The organism is Pseudomonas quebecensis (assembly GCF_026410085.1).
Taxonomy (GTDB): domain Bacteria; phylum Pseudomonadota; class Gammaproteobacteria; order Pseudomonadales; family Pseudomonadaceae; genus Aquipseudomonas; species Aquipseudomonas quebecensis.
On the sequence record NZ_CP112866.1, the window covers coordinates 3804509 to 3829326 of the forward strand.

Sequence of the window (24818 nt, forward strand, 5' to 3'; positions counted from 1 at the left end):
ATGCTGCAATTCGAAAACGTTTCCACTTTCTACGGCAAGATCCAGGCCCTGCACAGCGTCAATGTGGAAGTGCGCCAGGGTGAGATCGTCACCCTGATCGGTGCCAACGGTGCCGGTAAGTCGACCCTGCTGATGACCTTGTGCGGTTCGCCCCAGGCCTACAGTGGCAGCATCCGCTATATGGGTGAGGAACTGGTGGGCCAGCCGTCGTCGCAGATCATGCGCAAGAGCATTGCTGTGGTGCCGGAAGGCCGTCGGGTGTTTTCGCGTCTGACCGTGGAAGAGAACCTGGCAATGGGCGGGTTCTTCACCGACAAGGGCGACTATCAGGAGCAGATGGACAAGGTGCTGCACTTGTTTCCACGGCTCAAGGAACGCTTCAGCCAGCGCGGCGGCACCATGTCCGGCGGCGAGCAGCAAATGCTCGCCATCGGCCGAGCGCTGATGAGCAAGCCCAAGTTGCTGCTGTTGGACGAACCGTCCCTGGGCCTGGCCCCGATCATCATCCAGCAGATCTTCGACATCATCGAACAACTGCGCAAGGACGGTGTAACCGTGTTCCTGGTGGAGCAGAACGCCAACCAGGCGCTGAAGATCGCCGACCGTGCCTATGTGCTGGAGAACGGCCGGGTGGTGATGCAAGGCTCGGGCGAGCAACTGCTGACCGACCCGAAAGTGCGCGAGGCGTACCTGGGCGGTTAAGAGAAGGTTGCTGAACGAACCGGACCCAAATGTGGGAGGGGGCAGCCCCTCCCATTTTTTTTGCATTGTTTGAGGTTATTTCTCCCGCCCCTGTAACGAACCGCGTCCTCCTACCTCTAGTGGTGCAAGCAGGCATTCAAGCCCGCTTCTCAACCCACTGCTGGAGTTACCCCAATGACGACCAAACTGTCCGCCACCGCCCTCATCCTCGCCCTGGGCTCGACCCTGAGCCTGTCCGCCCTGACCACCAGCGCCCACGCGGCCGATGACATGCAAAAGTGCTTCGGCGTTGCTGAAGCCGGCCAGAACGATTGCGCCGCCGGCCCCGGCACTTCCTGTGCGGGCACCTCGAAAACCAAGGATCAGGCCGATGCCTGGAAACTGGTCCCCGCCGGTACGTGCACCGAGACCCCCAGCACTACCTCGCCGACCGGCTTCGGCCAGGAAGCCGCGTTCGCCGCCAAATCCTGAACCCTCACCCGGCCGCGCCTGAGTATCGACGATGACACCTATATTACCGCCCACATGCTCACCGGCTCAGGCGCCCGGCTTGCCTGATCGGGCCGGGCTGGGGCTCAAGCACGAGCACTTTGTCGAAGTGCTTGAAACCTTGCCCGACCTCGGTTTTTTTGAAGTGCATGCCGAAAACTACATGATGGCCGGCGGCCCGTTTCATCACTATCTGGGGCTGATCCGTGAACGCTACCCGCTGTCGCTGCACGGCGTGGGCCTGTCCATCGGCGGCGAAGGCCCGCTCGACCGTGACCACCTGGCACGCCTGGCTGCGCTGCTTGAGCGCTATCAACCCCAGGCTTTTTCCGAACACCTGGCCTGGTCCAGTCATGGCCCGGTGTTTCTCAACGACCTGCTGCCCCTGGCCTATGACAGCGCCACCCTGCACCGTGTGTGCGATCACATCGACCAGGTCCAGAGCACGCTCAAGCGGCCAATGCTGCTGGAGAACCCGTCGACTTACCTGTTATTGGAACGTTCGACCCTGGACGAGACTGACTTCATCAGGGAGGTCATCCGCCGCACTGGCTGCGGTTTGCTGCTGGACGTGAACAATGTCTATGTGACGTGCACCAACCACCAGCGTGATCCGGATGCCTACCTGAACGCCCTGCCCTTGCATGCCGTGGGGGAGATACATCTGGCCGGCTTTGCCGAAGACACCGACAGCCTGGGCGATCGCCTGCTGATTGACGACCATGGCGCCTCCATTGATAACGCCGTATGGCAGCTGTATCAACGGGTGCTGGGGCGGATCGGCGCGGTACCGACGCTGATCGAGCGGGACAACCAGGTGCCCGCCTTATCGGTGTTGTTGGCCCAAGCGTGGCAGGCCGAATGGCAGCTGTCGCAGGTGCGCCCATGACTACCCACGGCACATTTGCCCGCGCACTGCTGGAACCCGACCGGGCCTGCCCGGCTGGTTTGTTCAGCCGTAACGGTGCCGATCCGGCCAGCCGCTTTGCGGTATACCGCAATAACGTGCACAACGGCTTGATCAATGCGCTGGCATCGGCGTACCCGGTCACTCTGCAACTGGTGGGCGATGCCTTCTTTCGCGCCATGGCCGGCCTCTACGTGCAGGCGCATCCGCCCACCAGTCCATTGATCGGCGAATACGGCAGCACCTTCGCCGGGTTTATCCAAGACTTCGAACCGGCGGCCAGCGTGCGCTACCTGGCGGATATCGCACGCCTGGAGCGCCTGCGGGTACGTGCTTACCACGCCGCCGATGACCAGCCGCTGGCGCCACAGGCCGTGCTCGACGCCTTGCAAGGTCGCGCCGACCTCGGCGCGGTGCGCCTGCAGCTGCATCCCAGCGTCGCCACGCTGATGTCACCGTATGCCGTAGTCACAGTATGGGCGGCGCATCAGACCGAAGGCGGCCTGGCCACCCTCGATCCCGGGTACGCGCAAGGCGCGTTGGTCCTGCGCCAGGGCTTGGAGGTCAAGGTGTTCGCCATCGACGCCGGCTCCGTGACCTTCATCCAGCGCCTCGTCTGGGGCGAAACATTGCAGACCGCCGTAGAAGGGGCCCTGGACGCCAGCAACGACTTCGACCTGCACCAATGCCTGACGCTGTTGATCAGCCACCACGCCATCACTTATTTACACCTGGACTCAAAGGTATCGCCATGAACACCCACGCACAGTGCCTGATCAAACGGGCCATCCAGCTTTTTGAACAAATGCCTTACAGCCTGATCGGGTTTTTCGCGCGCTTCTCCATCGCCGCGGTGTTCTGGAAATCCGGGCAGACCAAGGTCCAGGGCTTCGCGATTGACCTGGTCAACGGCACCTTCGAGCTGGGGGAGCCGCGCTTGGCAGCCTCGACGCTGCCGCTGTTTCGCAGCGAATACAAGGTGCCGTTACTGACCCCGGAAGTGGCCGCGCACCTGGCCGCATTCGCCGAGCATTTTTTCCCGTTACTGATCCTGCTGGGGCTGGCCACACGGTTCTCGGCGCTGGCCCTGATCGGCATGACCCTGGTGATTCAGCTGTTCGTCTACCCGGACGCTTATCCGACCCACGGCACCTGGCTCGCCCTGTTATTGCTGTTAGTCGCCAAAGGGCCGGGGCGTCTGTCCATCGATCACCTGATTGCCCGTCGCTACCGTTAAAGCCGATCGAGGGCCTCGCCGCCGCGCTTGAACCAATCCACCAGGTAATCGGCCAACACCTGGGTGCGACGCGGCAGGCCACCCTGATAGGGATGAACCAGGTACATCGGCTGGCTGGCCGTCTGGTAATCGCGCAGCAGCCAGCGTAAACGTCCGTCAGCCAGCTCCGCCGGCAACACGTAGGACGGCAGCCGCGCGATCCCCGCGCCCACCAGTGCGGCTTTTTTCAACAGGTTGTAGTGATTGGACGCGAACGTGCCGCTGACCCGTACCCGCAACAATTCGTGCTGCTGGTGGTAGAGCCACTCTTCGCGCCCGCTGTAGTGGCTGTTGAGCAGGCAACGGTGCAGGGCCAGATCCGCCGGGGTCCGCGGTTCGCCATGCTGCTCCAGGTAGGCCGGGCTGGCGCAGGTCATTTCGCGCCAGGCCAGCAGCGGTCTGGCCACCAGGCGCTCGTTCTCGACCGCGCCTGATCGCACCCCCAGGTCGAAACCGTCGCGCGCCAGGTCGCGATAGCGGTTGTTGAGCTCCAGCTCGATCTGCACCTGGGGGTACTGCTCGGTAAATTCCAGCAGCAAGCCATCAAAGAAGGTTTCGCCCAGCGACACCGGCACCGTCATTCGCACCGGTCCCGCCAGGTCGTCCTTGAGCCGCGCCAGGGCCTGGCGCGCCCGCTCCACCTGCGCCACCAACGCCTGAGCCTGGGGCAGTAACGCCGCGCCGGCCGCGGTGAGGCTGAGCCGCCGCGTGGTGCGATGCAACAACACCACGCTGAACTGTGCTTCCAACTGGCTGATGCGCTTGGATAACTGGCCCTTGCTGCAGCCCAATTGCTCGGCGGCCACGGTAAAGCTGCCGGCCTCGATCAACACGGCGAAGGCCGCAAGGTCATCCATCTCGCTCATGGATTGTTTCCAAATGAAAACCAAAGGTTGCCTATTAGCGCGTTTATCCCGTTCAAAAGCCACCCTAGACTGGGTCGACATTCACCCTTGAAGGAACAGCACCATGAAAATCCTATTGATTGGCGCCAACGGCACGGTCGGCTCGGCGGTCAAGGCGGAGCTCGCCCAACGTCATGACGTTATCAGCATCGGCCGCACCCGCGGCGACTTCCAGATGGACATCAGCGACAGCGCGTCCATCCGCAGCCTGTTCGAACAGACCGGCAGGTTCGATGCGCTGGTCTGCGCCGCCGGCAGCGTGACGTTCGCCGCCTTGGGTGAGATGCATGAGGGTGACTTCGAACTGGGCCTGCGGGACAAATTGATGGGCCAGGTCAACCTGCTGCTGATCGGCCGAGAGTACGCCAATGACGGCGCCTCCTTCACCTTCACCAGCGGCATCCTCAACCGCGATCCGATTCGTACCGGCGCGTCGGCCGCCTTGGTCAACGGTGCCATCGACGGGTTTGTCAAAGCCGCGGCGATCGAATTGCCACGCGGGCTGCGCATCAACGCGGTAAGCCCCACAGTGCTGGTGGAAGCGATGGACAGCTACGCGCCGTATTTCCGTGGCTACAAACCGGTCAGCGCTGCCGATGTGGCACTGGCCTACGCCAAAAGCGTAGAAGGCCTACAAACCGGCCAGACGTTTATCGTTGGGTGAAAGTCCATTCCGTAAGAATTGCCTGATGCTGGCGGGTGGGCTTGTGATGCGACGCCAGCCTGCGTAACGTGGCGGCACTTGCCTGGAGACCCTTTATGCGTGCCGCCCGTACCCTCGCCCTGTTCGCCTTGCTTCCCCTGTTCGCCGCGTGCCAGCTGTTCGAAAGCGAGCCGGCCAAGCCCTCCCTCGCCGGGTTGACCCGCATGCAGGGCGAGCTGACGGCGGCAGGCGACAAGCTGCTGTTCCAGCCGTGCAACGACAAACGCAACTACGTGGTCAAGGACACCGGCGGCACCAGCATCCTGCAGGAAGCTGCGTCCCTGGCCGGGCAGCAGGGCGCTTTGTTTGCCGACCTGCGCGGCAAGTTCTCCGGCGTCGCCAGCGGTACCCAGGGCGAAGTGGAGTTGCAGCAGCTGTACCGCGTCGAACGGTCCACCTCCGCCTGCGACGATCCCGACTTCAAGCGCATGATCCTGCGCGCCAATGGCCACAAGCCTGCGTGGGCCCTGAATGTCGCGGCCAAGGGCATGGTGCTCGAGCGCGAAGGCTTGCCGCCGTTGGCAGTGCCCTATGTGGAGGAGCAGCTCGGAGACGGCCGCTTCAACCTGATGACCGAAGCCAACAACGAACACATCGAACTGTGGGTGGCCCCGCAACGCTGCGTGGACAGCGTCAGCGGCAGCCTGCAGCACATGAGCGCCGAATTGCGGATCAACGGTAAAGTCCAGCGTGGCTGCGCGGCGTTCGGCGGCTCGCGGGACGATTGATCGGCGCCCGCGCTGTTTTAACATGACGGGACACCCGCGTTGGGGCTTATAATCGCCGGTTTGCAAAACCGCCGGCCTTACCAGGCGCCGCACACCGGATCCCGTCATGTTACGAATCACCGAACTCAAGCTGCCCATCGACCATCCCGAAGAAGACCTGCGGCCCGCCATCGTGCAGCGCCTGGGCATCGCCAGTGATGACCTGCTCGATTTCACGCTGTTCAAACGCAGCTACGACGCGCGCAAGAAATCGTCGGAGCTGTGCTTTATCTACACCATCGACCTGACCGTCAAAGGTGACGAAGCCGCGCTGCTGCGCAAGTTTGCCGATGACCGCAACGTCAACCCGGCCCCGGACGTCAGCTACAAAGTGGTCGGCCACGCGCCGGCCGATCTGGTGCAGCGCCCGGTGGTGGTCGGGTTCGGCCCATGCGGCATCTTTGCCGGGCTATTGCTGGCGCAGATGGGCTTCAAGCCGATCATTCTCGAACGCGGCAAGGAAGTGCGCCAGCGCACCAAGGATACCTGGGGCCTATGGCGTAAAAGCGTGCTCAACCCCGAGTCCAACGTGCAGTTCGGTGAGGGCGGCGCCGGGACCTTTTCCGATGGAAAGCTGTACAGCCAGATCAAAGACCCGCAGTTCCACGGCCGCAAAGTACTGCACGAGTTCGTCAAGGCCGGTGCGCCGGAAGAGATCCTCTACGTCAGCAAGCCCCATATCGGCACCTTCCGCCTGACCGGCGTGGTGGAAAATATGCGCCAGCAGATCATCGCCCTCGGCGGTGAAGTGCGCTTCGAGCAACGGGTAACCGACGTGCTGATCGAAGACGGCCAACTGAACGGCGTGGTGCTCGATGGCGGCGAGCAGATCCTGTCCAGGCATGTGATCCTGGCCCTCGGCCACAGCGCCCGCGATACGTTCCGCATGCTGCACAGCCGGGGCGTGTACATGGAAGCCAAGCCGTTCTCGGTAGGCTTTCGTATCGAACACCCGCAGTCGCTGATCGATGCCGCGCGCCTGGGCAAGTATGCGGGCCACCCGAAACTCGGCGCCGCCGACTACAAATTGGTTCACCACGCCAAGAACGGCCGTTCGGTCTACAGCTTCTGCATGTGCCCGGGTGGCACCGTAGTCGCGGCCACGTCCGAGCCGCACCGCGTGGTGACCAACGGCATGAGCCAGTACTCGCGTAACGAGCGCAATGCCAACTCCGGTATCGTGGTCGGCATCACGCCGGAAGTGGACTACCCCGGTGGCCCGCTGGCCGGTATCGAGCTGCAGGAGCGCCTGGAATCCCACGCTTATGTTCTCGGTGGCAGCAACTACGAGGCACCGGCGCAACTGGTCGGTGACTTTATTGCAGGCAAGCCCTCCACCGCCTTGGGCAGCGTGGAACCGTCCTACAAACCGGGCGTGTCGCTGGGCGATCTGGCCTTGGCGCTGCCGGACTTCGCCATCGAAGCGATTCGTGAAGCGTTGCCAGCGTTCGAAAAGCAGATCAAGGGCTACTCGCTGCACGATGCGGTTTTGACCGGTATCGAGACCCGCACCTCGTCGCCGCTGCGGATTACCCGTAACGAATCGATGCAGAGCCTGAACGTCAAGGGCCTGTTCCCGGCCGGCGAAGGTGCGGGTTATGCCGGCGGGATTCTATCGGCGGGCGTGGACGGGATCCGGATCGCCGAGGCATTGGCGCGGGACATGTTGGCCAGGCGGGGCTGAAGCGGTAAGCGGCAAGTGCGTCTGCTCTGACTTGCCGCTGCCCTCTTAAATATTCGCCCGCAGTACGTTGGCGGGCAGCGGTTCGCCGCGCTCCACGCTGGCGGCAACGGCCGATATCAAAGCACCCAGTTCATACCCCTGCCCCGCGAGCCACGCCTGATCGTAATAAGTGGTGGCGTAGCGCTCGCCACCGTCACATAAAATCGCCACGATCGAGCCCGACTCCCCCGCCGCTTTCATCTGCTGCGCGGCCATCAGCGCGCCGATCAGGTTGGTCCCGCTGGACCCGCCGACGCGTCGTCCCAGGCGCTCGGCCAGGTAATGCATCGCGGCCAGGGACAGCGCATCAGGCACCTTGACCATCGCGTCGATGACCTTCGGCAGAAACGACGCTTCGACCCGTGGTCGGCCGATGCCTTCGATGCGCGAACCGCAGTCCAGGCGCAGGGTGGCGTCGCCGCTCTGGTAGAAGTCGAAGAACACCGAACGCTCGGCATCGGCGCATAACACGCGGGTGCAATGCTGGCGATAGCGAACATAACGTCCCAGGGTGGCGGTCGTGCCGCCGGTGCCCGGACTGGAGATCAGCCAGCTTGGTTCGGGGTGCTGCTCAAAGCGCATCTGCTGGAAGATCGACTCGGCAATGTTGTTGTTCGCTCGCCAATCGGTGGCACGTTCGGCATAAGTGAACTGATCCATGAAATGACCGCCACTTTCCTGGGCCAGACGCTCCGACTCGGCGTAAATCCGCGTCGGATCCTGCACCAGATGGCTCTTGCCGCCATAGAACGCGATCTGCGCGATCTTTTCCTGGGACGTGGTCGCGGGCATCACCGCAATGAACGGCAGGCCGAGCAGACGCGCAAAGTACGCCTCCGAAATCGCCGTGGAGCCACTGGACGCTTCAATGACCGGCGCGCCCGGCTTGAGCCAGCCGTTACACAGCGCATACAGAAACAACGAGCGCGCCAGCCGATGCTTCAGGCTCCCGGTGGGGTGGCTGGACTCATCCTTGAAATACAACTCGATACCCGGCAGGCCCGGTAATGGCAGTGGGATCAGGTGGGTGTCGGCGCTGCGCTGGAAGTCCGCTTCAATGATGCGAATGGCTTCGCGGGCCCAGGGACGGTGGTCGCTCATCGGGGATATCTCTAAGGATGTTGAACGCAATCTTAGGATGTTTCCTACACTCCACACAGATACAGTGAAGACTGAATTGGACACACAATTGCTAGTCTTTGGCGCAACGCCTTTGCCACCCGCCACTTATAACAAATAAGAATATAACTTTTGTTTTAACAACTAACGGTACGGGTTAGGGTACCCACCTATTGAACCTGGATTGGAGAGCATCCCTTGCCTCTGCGTAGCACGTTTACCCGTTTCTTTCAGCTCGAAGCCGCCAGTGGCCTGCTGCTGATCGCCGCCGCAGCGTTGGCGCTGATCATCAACAACTCACCGTTGTCGCACCTCTACGCCGCGTTTCTGGACGTGCCGGTGGTGGCGCAGATCGGCGCATTGCAAATCGCCAAGCCGGCCCTGCTGTGGATCAACGATGGCCTGATGGCCCTGTTCTTCCTGCTGATTGGCCTGGAGGTCAAGCGCGAGCTGCTCGATGGCCATCTGTCCAAACCGTCCCAAGTGGTGTTGCCGGGCGCGGCGGCAATTGGCGGCATGGTGGTGCCGGCGCTGATCTACTGGGCCATCAACAAGGACTTCCCTGCCGCGCTGTCCGGCTGGGCGATCCCGATGGCGACCGACATTGCCTTCGCCCTCGGCGTGCTGGCCCTGCTGGGCAAGCGCGTGCCGGTGTCGCTGAAGCTGTTCCTGATGACCCTGGCCATCATCGATGACCTGGGCGCGATCATTGTGATCGCCGTGTTCTACTCCACCGACCTGTCCGGTGCCGCCCTGGCCGGTGCGGGCGCCTGCCTGGTGGCGTTGATCGCGATGAATCGCCTCGGCGTGATCAAGCTGGCTCCCTACTTGATCGTCGGGCTGATCCTGTGGGTGTGCGTGCTCAAGAGCGGCGTGCATGCCACGCTGGCCGGTGTGACCCTGGCGTTCTGCATCCCGCTGCGCACCAGAAATGCCGAGCCTTCGCCGCTGCTGACCCTGGAACACGCCCTGCACCCGTGGGTGGCCTACGGCATTCTGCCGTTGTTTGCCTTCGCCAACGCCGGTGTGTCTCTCACCGGCGTCAGCCTGGAAAGCTTTACCCACCATGTGCCCATGGGCATCGCCGCCGGCCTGCTGTTCGGCAAGACTATCGGCGTGTTCGGCCTGACCTGGCTGGCCATCAAGACCGGGCTTGCCGCCCTGCCGACCGGTGCCAACTGGGGCCAGGTGTTCGGTGTGGCGATCCTGTGCGGTATCGGCTTCACCATGAGCCTGTTCGTCGGCTCCCTGGCGTTTGCGCCGGGGGCCAGCGAGTTTGCCGGTGAAGATCGCATGGGTATCCTGACCGGGTCGATACTGGCGGCTTGCATCGGTTACGCCGTCACCGCGATGGCGAGCCGCAAAAAAGTCTGACTACGCGCGTAAACAGCGCAACAAAAAACCCCAACCGGTCACCCGGTTGGGGTTTTTCTTTACCCGTCGATTAACCCTCAGCGGGTAACGCGGCTGGTACCGTCAACGGTCATGATGCGCACACGATCGCCGATGCGGAAGATTTCATTCTCCTGCACGGCCTGAACATAGGCGCGCATGCTGCCATCGTCTTCGCGTACGGTGATTTCAACACCCTGTGTACGAGTCAGGCCTTCTTCGGTCGCCGAACCCAGCAGGCCGCCGGCTACCGCACCGATCACCGCCGTGACGATGCTGCCGCGACCGCCGCCGATGGCACTGCCACCCACGCCGCCGACGACTGCACCGGCAGCGCCGCCGATAGGCGTCTTGGTGCCTTCGATTTTCACCGGACGCAGGGATTCGATGGTACCCATGCGAACGGTCTGTACACGACGCGCTTCGTCACGGGAGTACGAGTCGCCGGTCAGACTCGAGGCGCAGCCACCCAACAGCAACGACAAGGTGGTAAAGCAGGCAACCAGTAAAACAGACTTACGCATAGCATCAACTCCAAAGGACAGGTATTCATTAAACGCTGCCGCTTGACGCCTGTCACGGCAAGCCCGGCAGAAAACTGTTTTCATTCAGCCCCAGTACAGACAGCCCGTACCCGACAACTCGACGAACAGTAACACCCCGGTCGTCATCAGGACATCCATGGACTATTTCATCATTGTAGTCACAACCCTCGCCGGCCTGTATTTCCACGGCTGGCTCTACGTGCGCATCCGCCGCTGGGTGGATCGCGACCTCGCGCTGTCACTGGCAGGTGATGACCCGCATAAACGCAGTTTCATGCTGCAACGACTGGAGACGGCGCGCGCCCTGAGGATCAAACGCAGGGACTTGCCAGGCTGGCTGAAAGACGCCGCGCAGCACTACACGCCCGCAGTCTCTTGAACAGAGACCGCGGGGTGAAGGGCATCATTCAGTTGAAGTGACGAAAGGTGAAGCTCAGGGCGCCAGGCGCTCGCGGACCCACTGGGTGTCGTCTTGCAGACGATAGTTGAGGCGGTCATGCAGGCGGCTGGCGCGGCCCTGCCAGAACTCAATGCGCTCGGGCAACAGGCGGTAGCCACCCCAATGCTCGGGGCAGTCGGGCTGACTGTCGCTGAAGCGTTGTTCAGTGGCCTTGAGCAGCTCCTGCAGCGCTTCACGGTCGCGAATCACCCGGCTCTGCGGTGAGGCCCAGGCGCCCAGGCGGCTACCCAGTGGACGAACCTGGAAATAAGCGTCCGACTCCTGAGGCGTGACCTTGACCACCCGCCCTTCGATGCGCACCTGGCGTTCCAGGGTCGGCCAGAAGAAGGTCATGGCCGCGAACGGCCGCGCCGCGAGCTGCTGGCCCTTGGCGCTTTCGTAGTTGGTGAAGAAGGTAAAGCCCTGGGTATCCAGGCCCTTGAGCAACAGGATACGACAGTGAGGTCGACCGTCCTGATCGACCGTGGCCAGGGTCATGGCATTGGCCTCCACCGGCGGCTGCTCGGTTTTCACCGCATCGGCAAACCACTGGTGAAACAACGCAAACGGCTCGCTCGGGGCTTGGGCCTCGCTCAAACCGTCCCGTGTGTAGTCACGACGCATATCGGCCAGTGCCTGGGTCATGCGGCTTTATCCTTTTGGTTCAGCGGGTCAGTTTTTCGCCTGGTCGTTTGCAGCCGGATCTGCCGCCTTGGCCTTGGCCGGAGCAGGTTTCTTCGCGGCAGGCTTGGCAGGCGCCTTTTTGGCAGCCGGCTTGGCGGCGGCTTTCTTGGCGGCAGGTTTGGCGGCAGCGGCTTTTTTTGCCGGCGCCTTGGCGGCCGGCGCAGGGGCCGGCACGTTCTGCACGGCTACCATTTCAGCCACGGGCGGGGTCTTGCCGGAGTTGTACTTGTTCAGCAACGCCAGCATGGTGGTGCGCTGGGTGAACATGATTTCCATGCGACGGTTCAGGGCGCGTCCCTGGTTGCTGTCGTTGGCCGCACGCGGCATCAGGTCACCCATGCCACGCAGCATCAGGCGGTCTTGCTTGAGGCCGCTGAGGCTGAAAATCGAGGCGATGGACTGCGCACGTTCCTTGGTCAACGCCTGGCTGGCCGGGGCACTGCCGGTAGCGTCGACATGACCCAGGACCAGCACGGCGGTCTTGGGATCGGACTCAACCGCCTTGGCCACACGGGTAAACGGCCCCAGCGTCACTGGCAACAACATTGCCGGGCGCTTGGGGTTGTAGGAACCGTCGACCGGGGCAATCACCACCAGCACGTTGTCGCGGCGTTCCAGTTGCAGGTTGCTGTCCTTGATGGCAGCACGCAGGCGCGGCTCGTAGTCGTCCAGCCAGGCCTGAGTGATTTTCGGGTCAGGCATTTGCACGTTGGCGACGTCGACCTTGGCCAATGGCTTTGGCTTGCTTTCGAACGGCCACCACCAATGGGTCTCCGTGTCGGTCTTGGCCACGGCTGGGGCCGGGTCTGCGGCTTTGAGATCGGCTTTCAGATCGGCCTTGGCGTCGGCGGCCTTGTCATCGGCGCTCTTGGATGAAAACGGCCACCAGCTGGAGCCGGTGTCGGCCTTGGCCACCGGAGCAGGCGCTGGGGCAGGCGTCGCCGCAGGAGCAGCAGCGGTGGCCGGTGCGGCAGGCTTGGCGCCAGCGGCGGGTTTAGCCTCCGGCTTGGCATCGGCCTGGCTCACAACGTCCTTGGTAGCCGCCTTGTCCGATCCGAATGACCACCAATGCCCACCTTCGGCATCATTTTGTGGAGTTTGTGCACAGCCGGTAACAGTGAGGCAAAGCGCCAGAGCCAAGGACTTGTTCGATAACATGAGATATCCACAAAATGAGAAAAGAAACGGGGGTCTGAGTGACCCGTTAAACAGACGCTTACAGAACATTTAAGTTACATGATTTCGTTCAGCGCCTTTTATAGTTGCCTTTGTAACAAAAAATTGTGAAACGGCAAGGGTTTTACAGACAACCGGCCAATATTCCGACCAACTTCTGCGCACGCGGGTCCATAAGTACATAAGGGCCGAGTGTATTAGTGACGAACCCAAACGCTACATCATGTTCAGGATCGGCAAAACCTACCGAACCGCCCGCCCCCGGATGCCCGAAAGCGCGGGCGCCAAGGCCGAATGTGGCATTGGGCAAGTGGGGTTGATCCAACATGCAGCCCAGGCCGAAGCGGGTTTGGGTCAATAATGTTTTATCCGGCCCGATACTGTGTTCGCGCGTCAATTGTTCGAGCATGTCAGCTTCCAGCAAACTACCGTCCAACAAACCACTATAAAAACCGGCCAGGCTGCGCGCATTACCGTGACCATTTGCCGCTGGCTGCTGCATACGTCGCCATTCGGGTTTATTAGTGCTGGTCAGAATAGACGGTGGGTTGGTAAAAGCCCGCGTGGTCATGGCCGCCGGTTCACGCATCATTACTTGCAGTAAACGTTGCGCGGCTTCATCGCCCATATTGCCTTTGCTGCGGGCTATATGCGCAACCCGATGAAACTGGTCATCGGCCAGGCCTACATGAAAGTCCAGCCCCAGCGGCTGCGCGACCCGCGCCACAATCGATTCGCCTGGCCCACGGCCATCGGCACGCCGCAGCAGCTCGCCGACCAGCCAGCCATAGGTGATCGCCGCATAGCCATGGCCCTGCCCCGGTGTCCACCACGGGGCTTCGGCAGCCAGGGTGTCTACCATCAGCTTCCAGTCATACAGGGCTTCGGCGGGCAGGGCCTCGCGGATCGCCGGCAAACCGGCCTTGTGGCACAGCAATTGGCGCAGGGTGATGTCTTGCTTGCCGGCCGCCGCGAATTCCGGCCAGTACTGGGCGACCGGTGCGTCCAATTGCAGCTTGCCCTCGGCCACCAGTTGCAGGGCCGTGACGGCGGCGAAGGTTTTGGTACAGGAGAACAGATTGACGATGGTGTCGCTGTGCCAGGCTTGAGCGCCGTCCTTGTCGGCGGTGCCGGCCCACAGGTCGACCACGCTCTCACCGCCGATCTGAATGCACAGCGCCGCTCCACGCTCCTGCGGGTCATCGAACAACGCGGCGAAGGCTTCACGTACCGCTTCGAACTGGAGCTCGTAATGACCCTGAATCTGCACCTAAGCCCCCTCGTGAAGCACCATGAAAAGTGGGCGACATTGTTCCAGCCCTTGTGGGGTTTGTGAACCCGTCAGCGCTGAATCAATGACCATTTCCAGAATGCCCACCCGCGTGCCCGGCGCCCTGCGCAGCGCCTTTGCCGTCATGGGCCGAGCGACCACCTGCCTTTTCCTGCGCTGCCGCGGCCGCATTGGCTTTCTCGGCTTCCTTGCCCAGTTGCTCGACCGCCGCCAGGTTGCTTTTGCGCACGCTCTCGACGAAGCCCTGAAATGGCACATCGGTGATGCCTGCCAGGCCGAAATGGCCGTTTTCACCGTCCAGCAAACGGCCGGTCACGGGTTGGTCCAGATATTGGAACCAATGCACGCCGACAATGGACGGCTCGGCCATGGCTTGCTTGAGGAAGTTGGCATACGCCGCGCCGCGATCCTCTTCCCTGGCCAACTGCGTCACACCGCCCCAGAACGGACCACGGTCGGCCGAGCCAACGTTGAACTCGGTGATCAGCACCGGCTTGTCCAGCGCACGCAGGGCGGCGAAGTCATAACCATCCTGGGGTTTGAGGGTGTACATGTTAAAGCTCAGCACGTCGCAATACTGCGCGCAGGACGCCACGGCCTCCGGCGTACTCACCGCAAAGCGGCCGCCGAGCAGCAACTGGTTGGGGGCGTGCCATTTGAGCGAGTCGGAGATGGTCTTGAAATACGCATCGGCGAAGGTTTTTTGGAAGTATTTGAAGTCGGCCTCGATTTCCGGGTGCGCAGGGTTGGGCATCGGCGGCTCGAAACCGGGATCTTCCATCAGCTCCCAGCCTGTAAGCTCGATCCCCCAGGCTTTCGACAGGCCCTCCTCGTTGCGGTATTTGTCGCGCAATTGCTTAAGAAACGCACGCTTGGCCGGTACATCGGTGGTCATGCGCAAGGTGCCATATGCCAGCGCATAGCGGGCTTTGGGGTCATCGCCAGGACCGGCCCAGGCCAGTTCGTTATCGGCGAAGAAGCCGATCAGCCAAGGGTCGTCGCGATGATCGCGGGCGGCGATGGCCACGGCGCGTTCGGTGGCCATGGCAAAGCGTGGGTCGAACGGGTCAGGCATGCCACCCCACCAATCGGTGCCCGTGCTGATGCTGGCGTAGTCGCCGACGATGGACAGCGGCAAGGTGTACGGCACACGGTCGGCGGTGGCCAGGTCCGGGTCGCTCCAATTGCCTACGGTGTTAAAGCCCCAGGCCTGCAGACGGTCGAGGGTGTGGTTGACCCAGCGTTTCTGGTCGAACCCTGCCGTGCCGTAGGCGCGTTCCAGATTGGCGCGGTAAAAATCGTACCAGCGCCCGGCGCCGAAGCTGCGGCCTTCGCCCGAACCGTTGCCGGTGCGGTGATCAGCACTGCCGTAATATTTATCGAAGGGCTCGCCGGCCTTGGGCAAGGCGGCAAACATCCATTCACGACCGGCCACATAAGTCTGGCTATTGTCCGCAGCCACGGTGTTTACGCCGAGGGAATAGAACGGATGTCCCTGAGGGGTCACCAGGTACCAGCGGCCGTCGCGTTTTTCGGTGCGGAAAAAGCCGCTGGCGGTGAACGCAGGGCCTTTGTTCCAGCCGCCGTAAGGGTCCAGCGAGGATTTGTCCCGCGTGGCCAGCCATGCCTGCAGTTGCTGCTGCTCCCTGGCGGCGCCAGCCTTGAGTTGCTCATCACTGCTGACCTTCTCCGGCCAGCGCGCACGAGTGGATTGACCATAGGCGTCGACCAGTTCGCTGTAGGCTGCCTTGATGACCGGTTCCACGTCCTGTACGCCGAAGCGCTCCAGCAGGATGCTCTGGGCCACATTGGGATTGAGCATCGACACGCTGACCGACACCACTTGGCTGCGGTCGATCTCGCCGGCGCTGCTGGCCAACAGTACACGCTGGCCGTCCACCGTGATCGGCATCGGCGGGCCGGCCTTCATGCCCTGGCTCAGCGCCGAGTTGGCTTGCAGCGGGATCAGCAAGGTCTGGGCCGGGCCGGCCGGCAGGTCGATGCGGCTGGTCAACGTGCGGCCGTCATTGCTCTGCACCTTGACATACAAGGTCAGCGCCCAGTCCATGGCACTTTGAATGCGCAGGCTCACGGCCCCGGACTGCGACCAGTCCCATGCACCGCTTTGCGGGCTGAGCACCAGGCTCGGTTCGGCCGCCGGGTTAAAGGTGATGCGCCGCAGCACCTCGCCCTCGGGAGTTTGCTCGGCATTGTATTGCGGCAGGCTGGCGTCCTGGGTCGCCACCTTGACCACATCGGCAGGTCGGACGAAGTTGAACAGTGTTTGCTGCCCGGCGGGCGCGGCGATCAAGGGCGCTGCGAACAGCAAGGCAAAAAGAGCAGGCAGCGTGCGAATCATACGAGCAAGGTTCTCCCAGACGGCCGATGAATGGCCTGTGATGACGGTGATGAGATAGACCACAAAGTGGGCGAATTCGCCCACGGTGAATTAAGAAATTTCGCGCCGGAACGGCGGCAATGCGTTAAGGATAGCCTTGCCATAGCGCTGGGTGACCAGTCGGCGGTCGAGCAAGGTGATGGTGCCCCGATCCTGTTCGGTACGCAGCAGCCGGCCGCAGGCCTGCACCAGCTTCAGCGAGGCATCCGGCACCGAGATTTCCATGAACGGGTTGCCGCCCCGCGCTTCGATCCATTCGGCCAGCGCCGCTTCGACCGGATCGTCCGGAACCGAGAAAGGGATCTTGGCGATCACCACGTGTTCGCAGTAGGCCCCCGGCAAGTCCACGCCCTCGGCGAAACTCGCCAGGCCGAACAGCACGCTGGAGTCGCCGCCGTCCACCCGCGCCTTGTGCTTGTTGAGGGTCTCCTGCTTGGACAGGTTGCCCTGGATAAACACCTGCTTGCGCCAGTCGCGATCCAGGCCGTCGAACACATCCTGCATCTGCTTGCGCGACGAGAACAGCACCAGGGTGCCGCGCGAGCCTTCGACCAGTTCCGGCAGGTCGCGGATGATTGCCGCGGTATGGGCCGCCGCGTCCCGTGGGTCGGCCTTGAGGTCGGGCACCCTCAGCACGCCGGCGTCGGCGTGGTGGAAGGGGCTCGGCACCACGGCGGTGACGGCTTTTTTCGGCAGCCCGGCGCGCATGCGGAAACGATCGAACGTACCCAGCGCGGTCAACGTGGCCGACGTCACCAAGGCCCCATAGGCCACGTTCCACAGGTTGCGACGCAGCATGTCGGCGGCAAGGATCGGGCTGGCGTTGACCTCGATATCGAATAGCGCACCACTTTCGGCCAGGGTCAGCCAGCGCGCCATGGGCGGGTTGTCTTCCGGGTCTTCGACGGTAAAGGCGGTCCACAGCTCCCAGTTGCCCTGCGCGCGCGACAGCAGGCTGCCGAACAGCGGGTACCACTCCTCGGCCTGGTTGCTGGCGATGCCGATGTTGACCTCGCCATCCATGCCTTCCTTGAGCAGGTCGGTGAGACGGGTGAACAGGTCGGTCAGGCGTGAAAAACCCTTCTTCAGCTCGATGCCCATTTCGCGCATGTGCTCGGGGATCAGGCCGCCGACGAAACGGTGGCGTGGCCGTTCGCGGCCTTCCACGTCTTCGCCGGGCTTGAAGTCGGCCACCTGCTCGCAGGCACTGAACATGAACTGCTGCTGGGTCTTGATCTCCCGCGCCAGCTCCGGCACCTGCTCGATCAGCTTGCCCAGATCGCCGGGCAGCGGGTGCTGGGCCAGCAGTTTGGTCAGATTTTTTGCGGTGGACTCTAGCCAATCGGCGGTAGAGCGCAGGCGCGTGTAATGGGCGAAGTGGCCGATGGCCTTGTCGGGCAGGTGGTGGCCTTCGTCGAAGACATAGAGCGTGTCGCGCGGATCGGGCAACACCGCACCGCCGCCCAGCGCCAGGTCGGCCAGCACCATGTCGTGGTTGGTGACGATCACATCGACCTTGCCCATGCCTTCGCGGGCCTTGTAAAAGGCGCACTGGCCGAAGTTGGGGCAATGCCGGTTGGTGCACTGGCTGTGGTCAGTGGTCAGGCGCGCCCAGTCGGAATCTTCCAGGGCGGTGGGCCAACTGTCGCGGTCACCGTCCCATTTATTGCCGGCCAGTTTCTCGATCATGCTGGTAAACAGCTTCTGGCTGGCCTCATCGACTTCAATCCTGAAGCCTTCTTCTTCGAACAGCTGCGCGGTGGCGGTTTGCGCGTGGCCTTCCTGCAGCAGCACGTCGAGCTTGGACAGGCACATATAGCGGCCACGGCCCTTGGCCAGGGCGAACGTGAAGTTCAGGCCGCTGTTGCGCATCAGGTCGGGCAGGTCCTTATAGACGATCTGCTCCTGCAGCGCGACCGTGGCGGTGGCGATCACCAGGCGCTTGCCGGCGGCCTTGGCGGTCGGGATCGCGGCCAGGCTGTAGGCCACGGTCTTGCCGGTACCGGTGCCGGCCTCGACGGCCACGACCGCAGGCTCGCCTTCGCGGCGGCCTTCGTCGTCGGTGTCGATATCCCCGAGGACTTTTGCCACTTCGGCAATCATCAGGCGTTGGCCGTAGCGCGGTTTCAAGCTCTTGGCTTCGAGAAAACGCGTGTAGGCGCCCTGGATCGTGGTTTTGAGTTCAGTGCTGATCATGAATAGTCGGGCGCAAAAAACGCTGGATAAATTTTCAGTGGTTCGGATCGGCGGCTATCATACCCCGCTAATTAATCCCGCGCAGAACGGAGTACCGCAATGACCGTCTTCAGCCTCGCTTACACCCTGCATGTATTGGCCGCCCTGGTATGGGTCGGCGGTATGTTTTTCGCCTGGATGATCCTGCGCCCCGCCGCTGTGGCGGCCCTTGAAGGCCCTGCCCGGCTCAGGTTGTGGGCGAATGTGTTTCAACGTTTTTTTGTGTGGATCTGGGTGGCGGTGCTGATTTTGCCGATCAGCGGTGTCGGCCTGCTGCACCTGCGCTTCAACGGCTTTGAAACCGCGCCGCGTTATGTGCAGGTGATGATGGGCTTGTATCTGGTGATGACCGCATTGTTTATCCGCATCCAGGCGTTGAAATTCCCGGCGCTGCGCGCGGCGGTGGTGGCCGAGGACTGGCCGGCGGGCGCGGCGGCCCTGGGACAGATTCGCAGGTTGGTGGGGAGCAACCTGATCATCGGGCTGGTGGTGGTGGCTATTGCTTCGGCGCGACCGATGTTCTGAGGGTCAGGCAAGCTGCAAGCCTTGACTTGCAGCTTGACGCTGCGGCGTTTCAGAGCCGCTGAATAGTCACGGCACCCGCCGGCCCGGCAGGCCCTGGCTGCCCTTCCAAACCTGGGCGGCCTTTTTCGCCGCCCTCGGTGCGGTACACCAGGCAGCCCTTGGATTGCCCACCTTTACCCGGCTTGCCCGCCGTTCCGGCAGGGCCGCCCGGACCGCCATCCACCCACACCTTGATCCGTTCGGCCGGGAAGTCTTTCGGCAATTCGACCCGCACCTGCGCGCCCGCCGCGCCTGGCAAACCATCGCCGCCATTATCCCCGTTGGCGCCTCGCCCGGCCGCGCCCCAGGTGCAGCCCGGGTCTTCGCCGTTAGCGCCATCCAGACCGGCGTAGCCCTGGGCACCGGCGCCGCCACGGGCGTCCACCGAGAGTTCTTCGGCCGTCAGGGCATTGATGCGCAAAGTCAGGTCGCGCCCGGCCTTGGCCGGTTTTTCATGGGTGCCGGGAGCCCCACGCGAGGTGATCTGGCTGCCAGGGTCCAGCTGCGCCTGGCGCACCTGCAATTGCAGCGCGGTACTGCCGGGAACAATGGCGATGCGCGCGTCGCGGCCCAGATGCAACTCTTCTACGGTGACCTGGCTGATGGTGGCCGGCACCAGCAAGGTGCCGTAGTCCGCCACGTCCAGGCGCTCCAGTTGCAACACGCTGGTGCTGCTGGGCAGACGCATCAACGAGTTGGTTTCCACACTGACGCTCTGGGCCAGGGCAATGGGGCTGACCAACAGGGCCAACAGAAAAACCTTACGCATCATGGGGCTCCTGAGTATTTTCGAATTTTTCTTTGGACGCACAGTAACGACTTCCACGGACGGTTTGCCAGTGAAGGATCAAAAAACTTGAGAAGGGAACAATGCAGGAGGCTTGGCGGCAACATCCCAGCGGATCCCACTGGGGCAACGGCGGTCAGCGGTTGTTCTGGATTTGCGTAGTACAGTTTCAGCGCGCGACTTCTCGCGCCGGGGCCGCAGCATAAAGCGCGCTCTTTTCATCGGCACCAGCCCCGGATTCATTGGGATTGACCGCTTCACAGGACTTTTCGCCACCACCCGCTCTAGGCCCGCACGCTCAGCCGCGCTAGTCTCTATAGTCCTGATGTGAGGATCTGTGATGACCGCCGGTAACTCTGCCCGTACGCCCCAGCAAGCCCTGGCCGCCCTCCTTGACCAGCACGCGCCCAAACGCTTGCTGGTGTTGAGCGTCGGTCGGTTCCCGGCGCTGGAGGCCTTTGAACAAGCGCACCCGGACAGCCAAGTGTGCTGTGCCGGGCCCGGCCCGTTGCCGGCAGACCTGGCGGCCCAGCGTTTTGACCTGGCGCTGGTGGTCGACTGCCTGGAACACTTGTCAAAACCCCAGGGCCTGACGCTGCTCGGCGGCATCCGCAACCTCAATGCCAGCCGCATTGCCGTGCTGGTCGACCTGGGCGCCTGCGACTGGAAGGACACCGACTTCTACTCCCTGGCGCTGCAGGCCGGCGAGCGTTTCCAGCGCGACGAGCAGGTCCTGACCTTGTTCACCTACGATCTGCTTGACTATAAACAGGTGCCCGACTGGCTCAACGCCCGGTTCTGGGCCAACCCGGAAAACTTCGGAAAGTATTGGTGGTGATCCCGATGAGTACATCCATTTGCCCCTGCGGCAGTGGCAACCTGCTGGATGCCTGCTGCGGCCATTATCACGCCGGCCACCCGGCGCCCTGTGCCACCGCGTTGATGCGCTCGCGCTACAGCGCGTACGTATTGGGCCTGGTGGATTATCTGGTGGCCACCACCCTGCCCGCGCAACAGGCCGGCCTGGACCGCGACGCCATCGCCGCGTGGAGCGCCCAAAGCACTTGGCTGGGCCTTGAGGTGGAAAGTTCGGAGGTGTTCGGCGGCCAGCCGGAACACGCGTTCGTGACCTTCACCGCACGCTGGCATGACAGCACCGGCGAACATAGCCACCGCGAACAGTCCTCTTTCGTACAGAATGACGGGCGCTGGTACTTCATTGACCCTACAGTGCAAGTCAAGGCCAGTCGCAACGATGCCTGCGTATGCGGCAGCGGGCAGAAATTCAAGAAGTGTTGTTCCAGCTACCTCTAACCCCCAGGAATCGCGCCATGCTTCGGATATACAGCTTGATGCTGGCGTTAACCCTCGGCCTGAGCGGCTGCGCGTCGTGGTTTGAAGACGACACGCCACCGCCTCACGTGTCGCTGGTGAAGGTCGAGGTGGTGCGCGCCAAATTGCTGGAGCAGAAATTCAAGCTGTACTTTCGTGTAGACAACCGCGACGACGCCGACCTGACCGTGCGCGGCTTGGTCTACAAGGTAAGCCTGGGCGATTTCGTGCTGACCGAAGGCGAGTCCAATGAATGGCTGACTGTGGCGCCGCACGGCCACGCCGTTTTCAAGGTCACGGTGCGCACCAACCTGTGGCCGCAGATACGTGATGTGGTGCAGATGCTGAAAAAACCCGACAAGCCCGTGCCTTACCGTCTGGAAGGCGAGCTGAAAACCGGATTATTCATCGGTTATGACGTGCAGGTCGCGCACAATGGGCAGATAATCCCCGGCGATTTTATTCCGGAGCGACATCGATGACTCAACAACCCCATGTCCATGGTCCTGACTGCAACCACGATCACGATCACGTTCACCATGATCATGACCACGGCCATGTCCACGGCCCGAACTGCGGTCATGCTCACCAGGAGCCGGTGCGCAATGCGCTGAAGGACGTTGGTCGCAACGATCCTTGCCCATGCGGCAGCGAGAAAAAATTCAAGAAGTGCCACGGCGCCTGATCGCGACCGCTGACATTCACTTGACCCTCGTGGGAGGATTCCAAACGCCTCCCACACTGTTTTGCCCAAGGCTTACGCAATTACACAACTCCTGCTTGCGTCGTTTCACCGCGCTCACTAACGTAGCGCCTTTACTGACGCTACCCCCCGCAGGAGCTTTGCCATGGCCTCGCCAGCCCTTTCACATTTTCTTCCCCGGTTCGGCGTTGCCGCGGCAGTGGCCAGTGCATTGAGCCTGGCCGGTTGCCAACTCCAAAGCACCCAGGACACCCTGCCGCCGGTGGCCGGCGTACAGCCGCTCAAGGGCCTGGCCCAGAATGTGTCGGTACGCCGCAATGCCCAGGGCATGCCGCTGATCGAAAGCAACACCTTCCACGATGCGCTGTTCAGCCTTGGGTACGTGCACGCCAGCGACCGGATCCAGCAGATGGTCACCCTGCGCCTGCTGGCCCAGGGCCGTCTGGCGGAAATGTCGGGCCCTGAGGTGTTGGACGTGGACCGCTTTATGCGAGCGGTCAACCTGAAAAAAAGTGCCGGCGAGCTGTATAACGCCTCGTCGCCGCGCCTCAAGCGGTTCTTCGAAGTGTACGCCCGCGGTGTCAATGCCTATCTGTTCCGCTACCGCGACAAGCTGCCGCCGGATCTGGCCCAGACCGGCTACACGCCCGAGTACTGGAAACCGGAAGATTCCGCACTGCTGTTCTGCCTGCTCAATTTCAGCGAGTCGGCCAACCTGCAGGAGGAATTGGCGTCCCTGGTGCTGGCGCAGAAAGTTGGCGTCGACAAGCTCGCCTGGCTTACACCAAGCGCGCCGGATGAGCCGATCCCACTGGCCGAAGCCGACAAACTCAAAGGCATCAATCTGGGCCAGATCACCGGCCTGGTGGGACTCGACGCGGTCAGTCAGCAGTTGAGCAGCCTCAACGCGCTGGCGGTCACCACGTCAAGCAACTGGGCCATCGGTCCGCAGCGCAGCCGCGCCGGCAAGAGCCTGCTGGCCAGCGATTTCGCAGCCCAGCCACAGGCACCGTCGCCGTGGAGCTACGTGCAGATCCGCGCCCCGAAATACCAGGCCGTGGGTGCCTCGATTGCCGGGCTGCCCACACTGCTGTCCGGGTTCAACGGCAAAGTGGCGTGGAGCATGAGCGCGGTCAAGGGCGACACCCAGGACCTGTTCCTGGAAAAGGTCAAACGCCAGGGCTCCGCCCTGTATTACGAAAACAACGGCAAATGGCTGCCGGCCGGCGTGCGTAACGAAACCTTCTTTATCAAGGGCCAACGCTCGATCCGCGAAGTCGTCTACGAAACCCGCCACGGTGCTCTGCTCAACAGCAGCCAGGCCTTGACCAGCGGTTTGGGCCTGGCCCTGCAAAGCGCCGACTTCAAAGATGATAAGAGCCTGGACGCGTTCTTCGACCTGTCCCGCGCGCAAAATGCCGGTAAAGCCTCGGACGCCACCCGGGAAATCCGCGCGATCGCCCTGAACATGATCTTCGCCGACGCCAGCAATATCGGCTGGCAGGTCACCGGTCGCTTTCCCAACCGCCGTGAAGGTGAAGGCCTGTTGCCGTCGCCGGGCTGGGAGGGTCGCTTTGACTGGGACGGTTACGCCGATGCGATGCTGCACCCCTATGATCAGGACCCGCCCCAGGGCTGGATCGGCACCGCCAACCAGCGCACCGCGCCACGCGGCTATGGCATGCAGCTATCCAACTCCTGGGATGCGCCGGAGCGCAGCGAACGCCTGGCGCAACTGGCCAATGCCGGCAAACACGACAGCCGCAGCGTGATCGCCATGCAATACGACCAGACCACGGCCTTCGCCGCCAAGCTCAAGAGCATGTTCCAGGCGCCGGGCATGACCCAGCCATTGAAGCAGGCGATGGATGGGTTGCCGGCCGCCGAGCAGGCCAAGGCACGGGAAGCGCTGAAGCGCTTGATGGCATTCGATGGTCGCCTGGTATCGACGTCCTCGGACGCAGCGCTCTACGAACTGTTCCTGCAGGAGAGCACCCGACAGATCTTTCTCGACGAACTCGGCCCGGAAAACAGCGCCAGCTGGAAAGCCTTCGTGAGCAACGCCGGCCTCTCCTACGCCGCCCAGGCCGACCACCTGCTGGGCCGTGAAGACAGCCCGTTCTGGGACGACGTGCGCACCGCACAGAAGGAAGACAAGCCGACGATCCTCGCACGCAGCCTGGCGGCCGCCATTACCGCTGGCGACAGCCAACTGGGTACGGACCACAAGGCGTGGCAGTGGGGCAAGTTGCACAGCACCACCTGGAAAAACGCGCAAGGCCAAGTGATCCGTGGGCCGCTGGCCAGTGGCGGCGACCATAACACCTTGAACTCGGCGCCTTACAGTTGGGGCCAGGATTTCAACACTACCCAGGTGTCGGCATTGCGCATGATCGTCGACTTCGGCCTGGCGGAACCGATGATGGGCCAGGGTGGCATCGGCCAATCCGGTAACCCGGCCAGTCCGAACTATGCCAATGGCATCGACCCGTCGCTCAAGGCGCAATACCTGAGCTTCCCGATGCAGCCGCAGAACTTCGACAAGGTGTACGGCAAGACCCGCCTGACCCTGACCCCAGGCAAGTAAACGCTGGAAAATGCAGGAGGGGCTTGTTGTGGTAAACCGGCTCACCACAGAGTCAGGTGTCTGCCTTTAGATTGATGCAGATGCCTATGCCCCT

25 protein-coding genes are annotated in these 24818 nt (G+C 62.6%); 16 read left to right on the plus strand and 9 right to left on the minus strand.

Going from position 1 to position 24818, the window contains the following annotated elements; genetic code table 11:
• From OSC50_RS17720 to OSC50_RS17740, 5 genes are all read left to right on the plus strand, one after another.
• Positions 1 to 702, plus strand: coding sequence for an ABC transporter ATP-binding protein (locus tag OSC50_RS17720; RefSeq protein ID WP_181079406.1), 702 nt, complete (start codon positions 1 to 3; stop codon positions 700 to 702).
• Between the two features lie 174 nt (positions 703 to 876).
• Positions 877 to 1173, plus strand: coding sequence for a BufA1 family periplasmic bufferin-type metallophore (locus OSC50_RS17725; RefSeq protein ID WP_266248310.1), 297 nt, complete (start codon positions 877 to 879; stop codon positions 1171 to 1173).
• Between the two features lie 31 nt (positions 1174 to 1204).
• Complete coding sequence (gene bufB, locus OSC50_RS17730; protein ID WP_266248308.1) at positions 1205 to 2080, plus strand: MNIO family bufferin maturase; 876 nt, start codon at positions 1205 to 1207, stop codon at positions 2078 to 2080.
• Complete coding sequence (locus OSC50_RS17735; RefSeq protein ID WP_266248306.1) at positions 2077 to 2853, plus strand: HvfC/BufC N-terminal domain-containing protein; 777 nt, start codon at positions 2077 to 2079, stop codon at positions 2851 to 2853. The genes bufB and OSC50_RS17735 overlap by 4 nt, the downstream gene beginning before the upstream one ends.
• Positions 2850 to 3335: a DoxX family protein gene (locus OSC50_RS17740; protein WP_181079395.1), complete on the plus strand. Its 486-nt coding sequence runs from the start codon at positions 2850 to 2852 to the stop codon at positions 3333 to 3335. Before OSC50_RS17735 ends, OSC50_RS17740 begins: the two co-directional genes overlap by 4 nt.
• Here OSC50_RS17740 and OSC50_RS17745 read toward each other — a convergent pair.
• Positions 3332 to 4240: a LysR family transcriptional regulator gene (locus tag OSC50_RS17745; RefSeq protein ID WP_181079392.1), complete on the minus strand. Its 909-nt coding sequence runs from the start codon at positions 4238 to 4240 to the stop codon at positions 3332 to 3334. The two genes, OSC50_RS17740 and OSC50_RS17745, sit on opposite strands and share 4 nt — an antisense overlap.
• A 103-nt stretch (positions 4241 to 4343) precedes the next feature.
• On the opposite strand from OSC50_RS17745, the gene OSC50_RS17750 reads away from it, so the two are divergent.
• From OSC50_RS17750 to OSC50_RS17760, 3 genes are all read left to right on the plus strand, one after another.
• Entirely contained in the window at positions 4344 to 4943 is a 600-nt protein-coding gene (locus OSC50_RS17750) for a short chain dehydrogenase (protein WP_266248304.1), read from the plus strand.
• Between the two features lie 95 nt (positions 4944 to 5038).
• Positions 5039 to 5710: a COG3650 family protein gene (locus OSC50_RS17755; RefSeq protein ID WP_181079386.1), complete on the plus strand. Its 672-nt coding sequence runs from the start codon at positions 5039 to 5041 to the stop codon at positions 5708 to 5710.
• A gap of 106 nt (positions 5711 to 5816) precedes the next feature.
• The gene (locus tag OSC50_RS17760) at positions 5817 to 7433 is read left to right on the plus strand and encodes an NAD(P)/FAD-dependent oxidoreductase (RefSeq protein WP_266248302.1); all 1617 of its coding nucleotides are present in this window, start codon (positions 5817 to 5819) and stop codon (positions 7431 to 7433) included.
• A gap of 45 nt (positions 7434 to 7478) precedes the next feature.
• Here OSC50_RS17760 and OSC50_RS17765 read toward each other — a convergent pair whose 3' ends face one another.
• Entirely contained in the window at positions 7479 to 8573 is a 1095-nt protein-coding gene (locus OSC50_RS17765; protein WP_266248301.1) for a PLP-dependent cysteine synthase family protein, read from the minus strand.
• A 216-nt stretch (positions 8574 to 8789) separates the two neighbouring features.
• Here OSC50_RS17765 and nhaA point away from each other — a divergent pair, with 216 nt between their 5' ends.
• Entirely contained in the window at positions 8790 to 9965 is a 1176-nt protein-coding gene (gene nhaA / locus OSC50_RS17770) for a Na+/H+ antiporter NhaA (RefSeq protein ID WP_266248300.1), read from the plus strand.
• Between the two features lie 77 nt (positions 9966 to 10042).
• Here the strand turns inward: nhaA and OSC50_RS17775 are convergent, their stop codons facing one another.
• Positions 10043 to 10507, minus strand: coding sequence for an outer membrane lipoprotein (locus tag OSC50_RS17775; protein WP_181079376.1), 465 nt, complete (start codon positions 10505 to 10507; stop codon positions 10043 to 10045).
• A gap of 157 nt (positions 10508 to 10664) precedes the next feature.
• Here OSC50_RS17775 and OSC50_RS17780 point away from each other — a divergent pair, with 157 nt between their 5' ends.
• Positions 10665 to 10907, plus strand: a complete 243-nt coding sequence (locus tag OSC50_RS17780) for a hypothetical protein (RefSeq protein WP_266248299.1) — start codon at positions 10665 to 10667, stop codon at positions 10905 to 10907.
• 54 nt (positions 10908 to 10961) lie between these two features.
• Here OSC50_RS17780 and pdxH read toward each other — a convergent pair whose 3' ends face one another.
• From pdxH to dinG, 5 genes are all read right to left on the minus strand, one after another.
• The gene (pdxH, locus tag OSC50_RS17785; protein WP_181079370.1) at positions 10962 to 11612 is read right to left on the minus strand and encodes a pyridoxamine 5'-phosphate oxidase; all 651 of its coding nucleotides are present in this window, start codon (positions 11610 to 11612) and stop codon (positions 10962 to 10964) included.
• Positions 11613 to 11639: 27 nt separating this feature from the next.
• Complete coding sequence (locus tag OSC50_RS17790) at positions 11640 to 12809, minus strand: OmpA family protein (RefSeq protein ID WP_181079368.1); 1170 nt, start codon at positions 12807 to 12809, stop codon at positions 11640 to 11642.
• 142 nt (positions 12810 to 12951) lie between these two features.
• Entirely contained in the window at positions 12952 to 14097 is a 1146-nt protein-coding gene (locus OSC50_RS17795; protein WP_266248297.1) for a serine hydrolase domain-containing protein, read from the minus strand.
• 82 nt (positions 14098 to 14179) lie between these two features.
• On the minus strand, positions 14180 to 16477 hold the full coding sequence (locus OSC50_RS17800; RefSeq protein WP_266248295.1) for a beta-galactosidase: 2298 nt from the start codon (positions 16475 to 16477) through the stop codon (positions 14180 to 14182).
• 90 nt (positions 16478 to 16567) lie between these two features.
• A complete protein-coding gene (gene dinG / locus OSC50_RS17805) occupies positions 16568 to 18712 on the minus strand; it encodes an ATP-dependent DNA helicase DinG (protein WP_181079360.1) in 2145 nt (714 codons plus the stop codon).
• Positions 18713 to 18811: 99 nt separating this feature from the next.
• Here dinG and OSC50_RS17810 point away from each other — a divergent pair, with 99 nt between their 5' ends.
• Positions 18812 to 19276 carry a CopD family protein gene (locus OSC50_RS17810; protein WP_253510991.1) on the plus strand — a complete coding sequence of 155 codons (465 nt, stop codon included), beginning with the start codon at positions 18812 to 18814 and terminating at the stop codon, positions 19274 to 19276.
• A gap of 49 nt (positions 19277 to 19325) precedes the next feature.
• Here OSC50_RS17810 and OSC50_RS17815 read toward each other — a convergent pair whose 3' ends face one another.
• Positions 19326 to 20084: a collagen-like protein gene (locus OSC50_RS17815; protein WP_266249689.1), complete on the minus strand. Its 759-nt coding sequence runs from the start codon at positions 20082 to 20084 to the stop codon at positions 19326 to 19328.
• A 358-nt stretch (positions 20085 to 20442) separates the two neighbouring features.
• Here OSC50_RS17815 and OSC50_RS17820 point away from each other — a divergent pair, with 358 nt between their 5' ends.
• From OSC50_RS17820 to OSC50_RS17840, 5 genes are all read left to right on the plus strand, one after another.
• The gene (locus tag OSC50_RS17820) at positions 20443 to 20940 is read left to right on the plus strand and encodes a DUF6231 family protein (protein WP_253510985.1); all 498 of its coding nucleotides are present in this window, start codon (positions 20443 to 20445) and stop codon (positions 20938 to 20940) included.
• Between the two features lie 5 nt (positions 20941 to 20945).
• Positions 20946 to 21416: a YchJ family protein gene (locus OSC50_RS17825; RefSeq protein WP_253510982.1), complete on the plus strand. Its 471-nt coding sequence runs from the start codon at positions 20946 to 20948 to the stop codon at positions 21414 to 21416.
• A 17-nt stretch (positions 21417 to 21433) separates the two neighbouring features.
• Positions 21434 to 21916 carry an LEA/WHy family protein gene (locus OSC50_RS17830; protein WP_181079348.1) on the plus strand — a complete coding sequence of 161 codons (483 nt, stop codon included), beginning with the start codon at positions 21434 to 21436 and terminating at the stop codon, positions 21914 to 21916.
• Positions 21913 to 22119 carry an SEC-C metal-binding domain-containing protein gene (locus tag OSC50_RS17835; RefSeq protein ID WP_181079345.1) on the plus strand — a complete coding sequence of 69 codons (207 nt, stop codon included), beginning with the start codon at positions 21913 to 21915 and terminating at the stop codon, positions 22117 to 22119. The genes OSC50_RS17830 and OSC50_RS17835 overlap by 4 nt, the downstream gene beginning before the upstream one ends.
• A gap of 163 nt (positions 22120 to 22282) precedes the next feature.
• On the plus strand, positions 22283 to 24724 hold the full coding sequence (locus tag OSC50_RS17840; protein WP_266248290.1) for a penicillin acylase family protein: 2442 nt from the start codon (positions 22283 to 22285) through the stop codon (positions 24722 to 24724).
• Positions 24725 to 24818: the final 94 nt, after the last annotated feature.